Origin of the sequence: Hydrogenophaga sp. T2, from assembly GCF_049843535.1 — a bacterium.
In the GTDB taxonomy this organism is placed as follows: domain Bacteria; phylum Pseudomonadota; class Gammaproteobacteria; order Burkholderiales; family Burkholderiaceae_C; genus Hydrogenophaga; species Hydrogenophaga crocea.
In genome coordinates this window covers 106461-119708 of record NZ_JBBHZJ010000007.1, presented here as the reverse complement: position 1 = coordinate 119708, position 13248 = coordinate 106461, and the positions used below count along the sequence as shown (strand labels likewise).

The 13248-nt window shown below is 70.8% G+C and carries 12 protein-coding genes; 10 read left to right on the top strand and 2 right to left on the bottom strand.

From position 1 onward, the window contains the following. The first annotated feature begins 5 nt into the window (after positions 1–5). The 9 genes from WDZ95_RS16935 (at position 6) to WDZ95_RS16895 (ending at position 8616) form a co-directional block, all read left to right on the top strand. Positions 6–1829: an acyl-CoA dehydrogenase gene (locus WDZ95_RS16935; protein ID WP_425780129.1), complete on the top strand. Its 1824-nt coding sequence runs from the start codon at positions 6–8 to the stop codon at positions 1827–1829. 20 nt (positions 1830–1849) lie between these two features. Next, entirely contained in the window at positions 1850–2176 is a 327-nt protein-coding gene (locus WDZ95_RS16930) for a Dabb family protein (protein ID WP_425780127.1), read from the top strand. Continuing rightward, the gene (locus tag WDZ95_RS16925; protein ID WP_425780125.1) at positions 2173–2964 is read left to right on the top strand and encodes an SDR family oxidoreductase; all 792 of its coding nucleotides are present in this window, start codon (positions 2173–2175) and stop codon (positions 2962–2964) included. The genes WDZ95_RS16930 and WDZ95_RS16925 overlap by 4 nt, the downstream gene beginning before the upstream one ends. A gap of 98 nt (positions 2965–3062) precedes the next feature. After that, on the top strand, positions 3063–3491 hold the full coding sequence (locus tag WDZ95_RS16920) for a PaaI family thioesterase (protein WP_425780123.1): 429 nt from the start codon (positions 3063–3065) through the stop codon (positions 3489–3491). A gap of 16 nt (positions 3492–3507) precedes the next feature. Further along, complete coding sequence (locus WDZ95_RS16915; RefSeq protein WP_425780121.1) at positions 3508–4524, top strand: NADP-dependent oxidoreductase; 1017 nt, start codon at positions 3508–3510, stop codon at positions 4522–4524. Positions 4525–4615: 91 nt separating this feature from the next. Then, positions 4616–6265 (top strand): isovaleryl-CoA dehydrogenase, encoded by a 1650-nt coding sequence (locus WDZ95_RS16910; protein WP_425780119.1) that lies wholly within the window; start codon positions 4616–4618, stop codon positions 6263–6265. A 25-nt stretch (positions 6266–6290) separates the two neighbouring features. Continuing rightward, the gene (locus tag WDZ95_RS16905) at positions 6291–7229 is read left to right on the top strand and encodes a glutathione S-transferase family protein (RefSeq protein ID WP_425780329.1); all 939 of its coding nucleotides are present in this window, start codon (positions 6291–6293) and stop codon (positions 7227–7229) included. Beyond that, on the top strand, positions 7226–7681 hold the full coding sequence (locus WDZ95_RS16900; RefSeq protein ID WP_425780117.1) for a GNAT family N-acetyltransferase: 456 nt from the start codon (positions 7226–7228) through the stop codon (positions 7679–7681). The genes WDZ95_RS16905 and WDZ95_RS16900 overlap by 4 nt, the downstream gene beginning before the upstream one ends. Before the next feature lie 29 nt (positions 7682–7710). After that, on the top strand, positions 7711–8616 hold the full coding sequence (locus tag WDZ95_RS16895; protein ID WP_425780115.1) for an SDR family oxidoreductase: 906 nt from the start codon (positions 7711–7713) through the stop codon (positions 8614–8616). Here WDZ95_RS16895 and WDZ95_RS16890 read toward each other — a convergent pair whose 3' ends face one another. Continuing rightward, positions 8617–9645, bottom strand: a complete 1029-nt coding sequence (locus WDZ95_RS16890) for a DUF72 domain-containing protein (protein ID WP_425780113.1) — start codon at positions 9643–9645, stop codon at positions 8617–8619. It abuts the gene before it with no gap. 9 nt (positions 9646–9654) lie between these two features. Continuing rightward, the gene (locus WDZ95_RS16885; protein WP_425780111.1) at positions 9655–10584 is read right to left on the bottom strand and encodes a response regulator; all 930 of its coding nucleotides are present in this window, start codon (positions 10582–10584) and stop codon (positions 9655–9657) included. Positions 10585–10821: 237 nt separating this feature from the next. Here WDZ95_RS16885 and WDZ95_RS16880 point away from each other — a divergent pair, with 237 nt between their 5' ends. Further along, positions 10822–13134, top strand: a complete 2313-nt coding sequence (locus WDZ95_RS16880; protein ID WP_425780109.1) for a Tex family protein — start codon at positions 10822–10824, stop codon at positions 13132–13134. The last annotated feature ends 114 nt before the right edge of the window (positions 13135–13248 follow it).

Here is a 13248-nt window from a genome sequence, read left to right as displayed (position 1 = left end):
GCACCATGAGCCTGCGCCCCACCATCGACTTCCTGCTGCACGACTGGCTCGGGGCCGAGGCCCTGAACCAGCGCGCGCGGTTTGCCGATCACAGCCGCGAGACCTTCGACGCGGTGCTCGACACCTGCGAGCGCATCGCGCGCGAGAAGTACGCGCCCTTCAACCGCCTGGTCGACACGCAGGAGCCGCGGTTCGATGGCGAGAAGGTGATCCTGCCGCAGGCCACGCACGACGCGTGGCAGGCCTATGCCGAAAGCGGCATGCTCAGCGCCGCGCAGGACTACGACATCGGCGGCATGCAGCTGCCCTACACGGTCGAGGCCGCGGCCAATGCCTTCTTCGCCATGGCTTCGGTGAGCATCGGCGCGGGCATGCTCACCGTGGGCAACGCCAACCTGCTCATGGCGCACGGCAGCGCGGCGCAAAAGCGCGTGTTCGCGCTCAACGAGTTCTCGGGCCGCTTCAGCGGCACCATGTGCCTGAGCGAGCCCCAGGCCGGCTCCAGCCTGAGCGACGTGGCCACGCGCGCCGTGCCCGACGGCGAAGGCTTCGAGGCCGACCCGCTGGGCCCGCGCTTTCGCCTCAAGGGCAACAAGATGTGGATCTCGGCCGGCGAGCACGAGCTGAGCGAGAACATCGTGCACCTGGTGCTGGCCAAGATCCCCGGCCCCGACGGCCGGCTGCCGCCGGGCGTGAAGGGCATCTCGCTGTTCATCGTGCCCAAGAAGCTCGTGGACGCCGATGGCGCGCTCACGGGCGAGCGCAACGACGTGGCGCTCGCGGGCCTCAATCACAAGTGCGGCTGGCGCGGCACCACCAACACGCTGCTGAACTTCGGCGAAGGCAAGTACCCGGTGCGCGGCGCGGCCGGCGCCATCGGCTACCTCGTGGGCCAGCCCGGCGAGGGCCTGCGCTGCATGTTCCACATGATGAACGAGGCCCGCATCGGCGTGGGCATGGCCGCCACCATGCTCGGCATGGCGGGCTACCACGCGAGCCTCGACTACGCGAAGAACCGCCCGCAAGGCCGACCCGTGGGGCCCGAGGGCAAAGACCCGAACCGGCCGCAGAGCCGCATTATCGAACACGCCGATGTGAAGCGCATGCTGCTGGCGCAGAAGAGCTACTGCGAGGGCGCGCTCGCGCTCGAGCTGTACTGCGCGCGCCTGGTCGACGAACAGCACACCGGCGCACCCGAGGCCGCCGACGAGGCGCGGCTGCTGCTGGAGGTGCTCACGCCGATTGCCAAGAGCTGGCCCAGCGAGTGGTGCCTGGAGGCCAACAGCCTGGCCATCCAGGTGCACGGCGGCTACGGCTACACGCGCGATTTCCCGGTGGAGCAGTACTGGCGCGACAACCGCCTGAACATGATCCACGAGGGCACGCACGGCATCCAGGCCATGGACCTGCTGGGCCGCAAGGTGCTGATGGAAAACGGCCGCGGCCTGCAGCTGCTGGCGCAGCGCATCAACGCCACCATCGAGCGCGCCATCCAGCAGCCCGAACTCGCGGCGCACGCCAACGCGCTGGGCCAGGCGCTGCAAGCGGTGGGTGCGGCCACCAAGGCCGCCTGGGCCACGGGCAATCCGGCCGAGGCGCTCGCCAATGCCGTGCCCTACCTGCAGGCCTTTGGCCACACGGTGCTGGCCTGGATCTGGCTCGACGTGGCGCTGGCTGCACACAGCGCGCCCGAGAGCGCCGCACGCACCGGCCGGCTCGCGGCCATGCGTTTCTTCTTCCACTACGAATTGCCGAAAATCGGCGCCTGGCTCGGGGTGGTGAGCCGGCGCGATGCGACCTGCGCCGACCTGCCCGAAGCCGCTTTCTGACGACCGACGGGAGGACCGACATGCTGCGCCACATCGTGATGTGGAAATTCAAGGACGAGGCCGGGGGCGCCGACCGCGAGACCAACCTGCGCAAGGCCGAGGCCCTGCTCATGGGCTGTGCGAAGCTGCACCCCGGCACCGTGCAGTTCCAGGTGGGCCTGGCCCGCCCGGGGCTGGAGTGCACCTACGACCTGGTGCTCGACAGCACCTTCACCGATGCCGCGGCGCTCGCGGCCTACCAGAACCACCCGACGCACGTGGCCATCAAGCCCTTCATGAAGGCCGTGGTGGCCGAACGGCAGTGCATGGACTTCATCACCGACAACACCGAGGCAGACAAGACATGACCCGCACCATCTCCCAACTCTTCGACCTCAAGGGCCGCACCGCGCTCATCACCGGCGGCTCACGCGGCCTGGGCCTGCAGATGGCGCACGCGCTCGGCGAGGCCGGCGCGCGCGTGCTGATCAGCTCGCGCAAGGCCAGCGACCTCGAAGCCGCCACGGCCGAACTCCAGGCCGCGGGCATTGACGCGCAGTGGATCGCGGCCGACGGCCAGAACGAAGAAGAGTGCCGCCGCCTCGCCAAAGAGGCCATGCAGCGCCTGGGCCGCATCGACATCCTCGTGAACAACGCGGGCGCGGCCTGGGGCGCACCGGCCGAAGACCACCCGGTCGAGGCCTGGGACAAGGTGATGGACCTCAACGTGCGCAGCTACTTCATCCTGAGCCAGGAAGTGGCGCGCCTGAGCATGATTCCGAACAAGCACGGCACCATCATCAACACCGCGTCCATCGCGGGCCTGGGGGGCAACCCGCGCGGCATGAAAACCATTGCGTACAACACGTCCAAGGGCGCGGTGATCAACTTCACGCGCGCGCTCGCGGCCGAGTGGGGCGACCACGGCATTCGCGTCAACGCCATCTGCCCGGGCTTTTTCCCGAGCAAGATGACCCAGGGCACGCTCAAGGCCATGGGCGAAGAGAAGCTGGCCGCGCACGCGCCGCTGGGCCGCCTGGGCGACGACGAAGACCTCAAGGGCCTCACGCTGCTGTTCGCGAGCGACGCCGGCAAGCACATCACCGGCCAGTGGCTGGCGGTGGACGGCGGCGTGTCCATCATCACGGGAGGCTGAACATGCCCCCACGCTCCGCCGCTGCGCGGGTCGCTGCCCCCCGAGGGGGCGCGTTTCGCCTTGGGGCGGCCCGGCGGCGAAACAGCCTCTGAACGCCCATGGAATTTTCCGTTCGCATCCCCTTCGTCGAGCTGCTCGGCTTCAAGCTGCGCCGCATGGAAGGCGGCGAGGCCGAGATCGGCTTCGACCCCTCGGGCGAGCACCTGAACTCGTTCGACGTGGTGCACGGCGGCGCCACTATGACCCTGCTCGACGTGGTCATGGCGCATGCCGCGCGCTCGGTGGAGCCCAGCATGGGCGCCGTGACCATCGAGATGAAGACCAGCTTCATGCGCGCCTCGCAAGGCGCGCTCACGGCCAAGGGCCGTCTGTTGCACCGCTCGGCCACCATGGCCTTCACCGAAGGCCAGGTGTTCGACGCCCAGGGCCGGCTGTGCAGCCATGCCACCGGCACCTTCAAGTTCGTGCCGCGCCTGCCCACCGGGGCCGGCAGCACGCAAGCCCTCAACCGCATTTCGACCGACTGACCCCGAGGAGACCCCCATGCCCGCCAACCGCCAGATCCTGCTCGACAACCGCCCGCAGGGCGAAGCCACCACCAGCAACTTCAAGCTCGTGACCAGCGAGACGCCCGCGCTCAAGGACGGCCAGGTGCTGGTGCGCCACCACTACCTGAGCCTGGACCCGTACATGCGCGGCCGCATGAACGACAGCAAGAGCTACGCGGCCTCGCAGCCGCTGGGTGAGGTCATGATCGGCGGCACGGTGGGCGAGGTCGCCGAATCGAAGCACCCCAAGTACGCCGTGGGCGACAAGGTGGTGGGCATGGGCGGCTGGCAGGAATACAGCGTGGTCGATGCCGAGCAGCCCGGCGCGCTGCGCAAGGTCGACACCACCCACGTGCCGCTGAGCCACTACCTGGGCGCCGTGGGCATGCCCGGCGTCACCGCCTGGTACGGCCTGGTGAAGATCATCAATCCCCAGCCCGGCGACACCGTGGTGGTGAGCGCGGCCACGGGCGCGGTCGGCAGCGCCTTCGGCGCGCTCGCCAAGGCGCGCGGCTGCCGCGTGGTGGGCATCGCAGGCGGGCCCGACAAGTGCAAGTACGCGGTCGAGGAGCTGGGCTTCGACGCCTGCATCGACTACCGCCTGCACAAGGACATGTACTCGCTGGCCAAGGCGCTCAAAGAGGTCTGCCCCAAGGGCATCGACGGCTACTTCGAGAACGTGGGCGGCATGGTGCTCGACGCCGTGCTGCTGCGCATGAACGCCTTCGGCCGCATCGCCGTGTGCGGCATGATCGCCGGCTACGACGGCCAGCCGCTGCCACTGGCCAACCCCGCGCTGATCCTGGTGAACCGCCTCAAGGTCGAGGGCTTCATCGTGAGCGAGCACATGGAGGTCTGGCCCGAGGCCCTCAAGGAACTGGGCACGCTCGTGGCCACCGGCAAACTGCGCCCGCGCGAGACCATCGCCCAGGGCATCTCGGCCGCGCCCGAGGCCTTCCTGGGCCTGCTCAAAGGCAAGAACTTCGGCAAGCAGTTGGTGAAACTGGTGTAACCCCCCGCGCCGCCTGCGGCGTCACCCCCCAGGGGGCGCCAGCAGCGGCCCGGCAAAGCCGGTTCCGCGCTGGCCCTCGAATGGAGATGCCATGACCGTGACACACGAGGTCTTCAACCAGCCGGCGCCGCTGGCCGATGTGAACCTGTTCGAGACCAACCGGCCGCTGCAGGCCGCGCTGGCCTTCAACGCGCCCGGGCTCGACACCACGGCGCTGCGCGAACTCGGCGCGCTCGCGGGCAGCGCCGAGTACCAGACGCACGCGCGCCTGGCCAACGTGTTCACGCCCCAGCTCAAGACCCACAGCCGCGTGGGGCAACGCATCGACCAGGTGGAGTTCCACCCGAGCTACCACGCGCTGATGCGCGCGGCCGTGGGTGCGGGCCTTCATGGCGCGGCCTTTGCGCCCGAGGCGCGGGCCACGGGCCATGCGCACCTGCAGCGCGCGGCCGGCTTCATGCTGTTCACCGAGCTAGAGCCGTCGGTTCTGTGCCCGATCTCCATGAGCTACGCGGTCACGCCCGCGCTGCAGGGCAATGCGGCGATCTATGGCGACTGGGCGCCGCAGCTCACCAGCCGCGCCTACGACCCGGCGCTCAAGGTCTGGCGCGACAAGCCCGGCGCCACCATGGGCATGGGCATGACCGAGAAGCAGGGCGGCTCCGACGTGCGCGCCAACACCACGCATGCCGAGCCCGCGGGCGAGGACGCCTGGGGCCGACGCTTCGTGGTCACGGGCCACAAGTGGTTTTTCTCGGCGCCCATGTGCGACGCCTTCCTCATCCTCGCGCAGACCGCGAGCGGCCTGAGCTGCCTGTTCCTGCCGCGCGTGCTGCCCGACGGCTCGCTCAACGCGATCGCGATCCAGCGGCTGAAGGACAAGCTCGGCAACAAGGCCAACGCGAGCTCCGAGGTCGAGTTCCTGGGCGCCAGCGCCTGGCTGGTGGGCGAGGAGGGCCGCGGCGTGCCGCAGATCCTCGCCATGGGCACGCTCACGCGGCTGGACTGCGCGCTGGGCACCAGCGGTCTGATGCGCCAGGCCTTGTCCATCGCGCTGAACCACACCACGCAGCGCAAGGCCTTCGGCAAGTTCCTGATCGACCAGCCGCTGATGAAGAACGTGCTGGCCGATCTGGCGCTGGAAAGCGAGGCCGCCACCGCGCTCGCGCTGCGCCTGGCGCGCGCCTTCGACCGCCCCGACGACGCCCACGAGGCCGTGATGGCGCGCCTGCTCACGCCCGTGGCCAAGTTCTGGATCTGCAAGCGCGGCAGCCACTTCGCGCAGGAGGCCATGGAATGCCTGGGCGGCAACGGCTACGTGGAGGAGGGCGGCGAGGGCATCATGGCGCGCATCTACCGCGAGATGCCGCTCAACTCGATCTGGGAAGGCGCGGGCAACATCATGGCGCTCGACCTGCTGCGCGCGATCCGCAAGGCCGATGCCGCCGCCGCGCTCGCGCACGAACTGGCGCCCGCCAAGGGCATGCACCCCGCGCTCGACCACCTGGCCGCGCGGCTGCCGCTGCGCGTGGAAGAAATGGCCACCGAAATGGAGGCGCGCCGCCTCGCACAGGACGTGGCGCTGGCGGTGCAGGCCGCGCTGCTCGCGCAGACCGCGCCCACGGCCGTGTTCCACGCCTTCTGCGATTCCCGCCTGGGCGGGCACTGGGGCCACAGCTTCGGCTCGCTGTCCGCGGGCACCGAGGTCGACGCCATCCTCGCGCGCGCGCTGCCGCGCTAACCTCACGGCCATGCACGCCACCACCATGCACGACCTGATCCTGCACCACTACCCCATGTCGCCGTTCGCCGAGAAGGTGCGCCTCATGCTCGGCTTGAAGGGCCTGGCCTGGCACAGCGTGCACATCCCGGCCGTCATGCCCAAGCCCGACGTGATCGCGCTCACCGGCGGCTACCGCAAGACGCCCATCCTGCAGATCGGCGCCGACATCTACTGCGACACCGCGCTGATCGCCGACGTGCTCGAACACCGTGTGGCCGAGCCGCCGCTGTTTCCTGCGCACGCCCGCGGGCTCTCGCGCGCGCTCGCGCAGTGGGCCGACACGCCGCTGTTCTGGGCCTCCATGGCCTACACGCTCAGCCCCAAGGGCGCGGCCGCGATGTTCGCCAACCGCCCGCCGGGCGAAGGCCAGGCCTTTGCGGCCGACCGCGCGGCCATGCGCACGAACATGACGCTGCTGCGCCCGGCCGACGGCACCAGCGCCTACCGCAGCTACCTGCGCCGCCTGGCGAACATGCTCGACGACCAGCCCTACCTGCTGGGCGAGGTGCCCTGCATCGCCGACCTCGCGGCCTACCACCCGCTGTGGTTCACGCGCACGCTCAACCCCGTGCTGGCCGACATCTTCGACGCCACGCCCGACGTGCTCGAGTGGATGGACCGCATCGCCGCCATCGGCCATGGCCGGCCGCAGCGCCTGAGCAGCACCGAGGCCGTGGGCATCGCCCACGCGGCCACGCCCGAGCCCATCCGGCCCGACGAGGTGTTCCAGGACGACCACGGCATTCCCCTGGGCAGCCGCGTGAGCGTGGCCGCCGAGGCCTTCGGCACCGAGGCCACCGAGGGCGCCCTGGTGGCCGCCACACGCACGCGCTACACCCTCGAACGCCACGACGAGCGCGCGGGCACGGTGCATGTGCACTTCCCGCGCGTGGGCTATGTGCTGAAGGAAATCAAGGCTTGACCCCGTCCGACATCCGCTGGCGCTGCCTGCCCTTTGCCGACCTGGGCCCGCACGCGCTGTACGCGCTGCTGCGCCTGCGCACCGAGGTCTTCGTGATGGAGCAGCAGTGCCTGTTCCAGGACATGGACGGCGCCGACCCCGACTGCCACCACCTGCTGGGTGAGCACGATGGCCGCCTGCTGGCTTACGCGCGCCTGGTGCCCGCCGGCCTCAAGTTCAGCGAGGCCAGCATCGGCCGCGTGGTGAGCGACCCGGCCGCGCGCGGCACCGGTCTGGGCCATGTGCTCATGCGCGAAGCGGTGCAGCAGCTGGAGCGGCTCTGGGGCGCGCAGCCCATCCGCATCGGCGCGCAGGCGCGGCTGCAGGCCTTCTACGAACAGCACGGCTTCGTGCGCGATGGCGACATCTATCTGGAGGACGGCATCGACCACATCGAGATGCTGCGCCCCTGACCCCCACAACCCAACGAGGAGACACAACCATGATGCAGGACTTTGCCGGCAGGACCGCGGTGCTCACGGGCGCGGGCTCGGGCTTCGGGCTCGAATGCGCGCGCATCGGCGCGGGCCTGGGCATGAACCTGGTGCTGGTCGACGTGCAGGCCGACGCGCTCGAACGCGCCGAGGCCGAGATGAAGGCCGCGGGCGTGAAGGTGCTGGCGCGCCGCGTCGACGTGTCCGACGCCGCGCAGATGGAAGCGCTGGCGCGTGACGTGCACACCACCTTCGGCGCACCGCACTTCGTGTTCAACAACGCGGGCGTGGGCTCGGCCGGCATGATCTGGGAGAACTCGGTCAAGGACTGGGAATGGGTGCTGGGCGTGAACCTGTGGGGCGTGATCCACGGCACGCGCCTGTTCACCCCGATGATGCTGGCCGCCGCCAAGGCCGACCCGCAGTGGCGCGGCCACATCGTGAACACCGCGAGCATGGCCGGCCTGCTCACCCCGCCCAACATGGGCATCTACAACGTGGCCAAGCACGCGGTGGTGGCCTTCAGCGAAACGCTCTACCAGGACCTGCGCCTGGTCACCGACCAGATCGGCGCGAGCGTGTTGTGCCCGTACTTCGTACCCACGGGCATCAGCCAGAGCCACCGCAACAAGCCCGCCGAACTGGCCGACGAGAAGCCCACCCGCAGCCAGCTGATCGGCCAGGCCATGACCGACAAGGCCGTGAGCTCGGGCAAGGTCACGGCGGCCGAGGTGGCCAGCCGCGTGTTCGACGCGCTGCGCGAGGACCGCTTCTACATCTTCAGCCACCCCCGGGCGCTGGGCAACGTGCGCTCGCGCATGGAGGCCATCGTGAACGCCACCAACCCGCCCGACCCCTTCCTGGAGCGGCCCGAGGTGGGCGAACAACTGCGCCAGGCGCTGCGCGCCGGCTGATCAGCCCCGCGTGGGCGCCCCGGCCAGTGCCTCGGCCAGCGCCTGCGCCGACAGTGGCGCGCAGCCCTCGGCCTTGTTGCTGATGGTGACGAAGGCGTTCTGCCCCGCGCCCGTGACGCCGCGCAGCGTGCGCACGAGCAGCGCGCGTGTGTCTTCGTCCACGTCGTGAATGCGGTCGTAGGGCGCGTACTCGCGTTGCGCGTCTTCGTAGCCGTAGGCGCCGTGCAGCGGGTTGAGGTTCCAGCGGCACACCAGCGGCCCCGGCCAGAGCGCACGCAGCAGCGGCAGCTGTTCGGCCAGGCGCGGCATCTTGGCGTGCAGGCCCAGGCAGTAGGTGGCGCCGCTGTCGCGCAGCACCGCGGCCAGCGCGGGCGCGACCTCGGGCGACAGCCACTCGGGGTTGCGCACCTCGACCGCGATCACGCCATCGGGCGTGGCGCTGCGCACGTCGGGCAGCGCCTGGAGCAGCGCGCGCAGGCGTTCGAGCACGTGCGGCAGGCGTTGCCGCTGCGCGAAGGGCAGGGGGCTGAGCTGGAACACCAACGGGCCGGTGCGCTCGCCCAGGCCCGCGAGTGCGGGCTGCACGAAGGCCTGCACGGCCGCCGCGGGGTCGAGAAACAGCGGGTTGGGCTGGCGGCCCTGGCCGTCTTCGCCACGCACCAGCGCGTCGGTCACCAGGGCCGGCGCCTTCACCACGAAGCGGAAGTCCGCAGGCACCTGGGCCGCGCAGCGCGCGTACTCGGCCTCGGTGAGCGGGCGGTAGAAGCCGCGGTCGATGCCCACGGTGCGCAGCACGGGGTGCTGCGCGTAGGCCGACAGGCCCTGCCGGGCGAGCGTGGATTCGGCGTACTCGCGCGCCCACACGATGCCGGCCCAGCCCGGGTAGCTCCACGAGGAGCTGCCCAGGCGCAGCCGCGGCGGCAGGGCCTGGGCGAGCGTGCGCAGCGCCGGCCCGTGCTCAGCGGGCTGCACGCCGCGGGCGGGCGCCGGCGGCGGCGCATCGGGATCGGGGAACAGCGGGTTCTGCATCGGGCGCGATCATCGCCGGCCCGGGGCACGCCAGCGCGCCAGCCAATCGCGCCAGCCTGGCCGGGCGCTGCCCGCCGGCGGCACGGAGTCGGGGCCGCCCGCGGCCTCGTCGGGGCCGGGCAGTGGCACGGGTGCCTGCCGGTGGCGCTGCAGCGCGCCCTCGATCGCGCGGCGCAGGCTGTCGCGGGTGGTTGGCAGGGTGACGAAGCGGTGGATCAGGCCTTCGTTGATCAGGTGCTGCAGGCCCAGCGCGTCCTGCGAGGCGCTGCAGACCACCACCGCCGGGCGCTGCTGGCGCCGCCGCAGCGCGCGCACCAGGGCCGCGGTGTCGCCCGACAGGGGCACCTGGTGCACCAGCACCACGGCCACGCGGCGCTGGGCCAGCAGCGTGAGCGCATCGGCGGCGTCGTCGGCCGCCAGGGGGCGGGCCAGGCCCTCGCAGGCGTCCTGGCAGACCGCGGCCAGCGCCGCATCGGCCTGCACCAGCAGCAGCTCGGGCAAGTGCTCGGCGAGCGTGTCGGGTGCGGTGGCCTGGAAATCGCTCCAGCCCATGCGGCTCATGCGCGCCAGCCGCGCGGCCTCCTGCACGGCCTGCAGCAGTTTCTGGGTGTCCCAGGGTTTGCTGATGAAGCGGAACACATCGCCTTCGTTGATCGCGGCCACCACCGCGTTGAAGTCGGCATACCCCGTGAGCAGCAGCCGCACGGAATGGGGCGACAGCACCTTGGCCTGCTGCAGGAACTCGGTGCCGCTCATGCCGGGCATGCGCTGGTCCGACAGGATCACGTCGAAGCGGTCGCCGCGCAGCAGCGCCAGCGCCTGCGCGCCGTCCGAGGCCACGGCCACCTCGAACTCCCGGCTCAGTTGCCAGCGCAGCGCGCGCAGCAGGGCGGGCTCGTCGTCGACACACAGCACTTTGGGCAACGCGTGGGATTTCATGGCGGGCGGTGGCTGAAACCGCGGGATGCTAGGCAGGGCATACGGCCCTCCGGATACTGCTTCGGCAGTATTTCGGACCGCTGCGCGTGAACAAGTGCCCGGCCCCCGCCAGGGCTTGCCGCGACCGCCGCGCCCGGGCGTTTTCGAACGGCGGGCGGCGGGTGCTGTGGCACACTCGCGCGCTTTCCCCGTGGCCGGCCGGCCCCGCCGTCGGCCGCCACCGCTTCGACCCGAGACATGCAGAAGATCGTTGCGCAGATCGCGCAGGACCTGAAGGTCCGCGAATCCCAGGTGCAGGCCGCCGTGGACCTGCTCGACGGTGGCGCCACCGTCCCCTTCATCGCCCGTTACCGCAAGGAAGCCACCGGCGGCCTCGACGACGTGCAACTGCGCGAGCTCGATGGCCGGCTGGCCTACCTGCGCGAGCTCGAAGACCGCCGCGCCACGGTGCTCAAGAGCATCGAGGAGCAGGGCAAGCTCACGCCCGAACTGCGCGCCGCGATCGAGGCCGTGCCGACCAAGCAGGAGCTCGAAGACCTGTACCTGCCCTACAAGCCCAAGCGCCGCACCAAGGGCATGATCGCGCGCGAGGCCGGCATCGAGCCGCTGGCCGACGCGCTCTGGGCCGACCCCACGCTCGACCCCGCGGCCGAAGCCGCGGCTTACGTGAAGGCCGAGAAGGGCGAGGACGGCAGCGACTTCACCACCAGCGCCGCCGTGCTCGACGGCGTGCGCGACATCCTCTCCGAGCGCTGGGCCGAAGACGCCACGCTCGTGAAGGCGCTGCGCGAATGGCTCTGGGCCGAGGGCCTGTTCACGAGCAAGCTCGTGGCTGGCAAGGATCAAAACGCGCCCGAGGTCGCCAAGTTCCGCGATTACTTCGACTACAGCGAGCCGATCGCGCGCGTGCCCTCGCACCGCGCGCTCGCGGTGTTCCGCGGCCGCACGCTCGAATTGCTCGACGCCAAGCTGACCCTGCCCGAAGAGGCGGTGCCCGGCCAGCCCAGCCTGGCCGAAGGCCGCATCGCCCTGCACCTGGGCTGGCGCCACCAGGGCCGCCGGGCCGACGACCTGCTGCGCAAGTGCGTGGCCTGGACCTGGCGCGTCAAGCTCAGCCTCTCCAGCGAGCGCGACCTGTTCGCCCGCCTGCGCGAGAGCGCCGAGGCGGTGGCGATCCAGGTGTTCGGCAACAACCTGCGCGATCTGCTGCTGGCCGCACCGGCCGGCCCCAAGGTGGTGATGGGCCTGGACCCGGGCATCCGCACCGGCGTGAAGGTGGCCGTGGTGGACGCCACCGGCAAGCTGGTGGACACGGCCACCGTGTACCCGCACGAGCCGCGCCGCGACTGGGACGGCGCGCTGCACACCCTGAGCCAGCTGTGCGCGAAGCACGGCGTGCAGCTGATCGCCATCGGCAACGGCACCGCGAGCCGCGAGACCGACAAGCTCGCGGCCGACCTGCTCAAGCGCCACCCGGGCGCGCAGAAGGTGGTGGTGAGCGAATCGGGCGCCTCGGTGTACTCGGCCAGCGAATTCGCGAGCCAGGAAATGCCCGACGTCGATGTGAGTCTGCGCGGCGCCGCGAGCATCGCGCGCCGCCTGCAGGACCCGCTGGCCGAGCTCGTGAAGATCGATCCCAAGAGCATCGGCGTGGGCCAGTACCAGCATGACGTGAACCAGAGCGAGCTCGCGCGCCAGCTCGACGCGGTGGTGGAAGACTGCGTGAACGCGGTCGGCGTGGACCTGAACACGGCGAGCGTGCCGCTGCTCTCGCGCGTGTCGGGCCTGTCGGGCGCGGTGGCCAAGGCGGTGGTGCGCTGGCGCGAGTCGCACGGCGCGTTCCGCAGCCGCCAGCAGCTGCTCGAGGTGAGCGGCCTGGGCGCCAAGACCTTCGAACAATCGGCCGGCTTCCTGCGCATCCGCGACGGCGACAACCCGCTCGACATGACCGGCGTGCACCCCGAGAGCTACCCGGTGGTGCAGAAGATCATCGAGACCACCGGCCAGCCCGTGCAGTCGCTGCTGGGCCGCGCCGACATGCTGGGCAAGCTGCGCCCCGAGCTGTTCGCCAACGAGACGGTGGGCGTGATCACGGTCAAGGACATCCTCAAGGAGCTCGAGAAGCCCGGCCGCGACCCGCGGCCCGACTTCCAGGTGGCGCGATTCAACGAGGGCGTGGAAGACATCGCCGACCTGCGCGAGGGCATGGTGCTCGAAGGCACGGTGAGCAACGTGGCCCAGTTCGGCGCCTTCGTCGACCTGGGCGTGCACCAGGACGGCCTGGTGCACGTGAGCCAGCTCAGCCACAAGTTCGTCAACGACGCGCGCGAGGTCGTGAAGACCGGCGACATCGTGAAGGTCAAGGTGCTCGAGGTGGACGCGGCGCGCAAGCGCATCTCGCTCACCATGAAGCTCGACGCCACGCCCGCGCGGCGCGGCGACGGCCCGCGCGACAACCGCTTCGAACCCGCGCGGGGCGGCGGGCGCGCCCGCCAGGAGGCGGCGGTGCCGTCGGCCATGGCCTCGGCCTTCGCGAAGCTCAAGCGCTGAGGACAGGGCCCGCCACGCGGGCACAGACGGCGCTGCCAGGCGGCTGGACGGTAGGTAAATCCCCATCAAGTCCGGCCGCGATCTGCCGATGACCCAGGAAGAAATTCCTGGTCT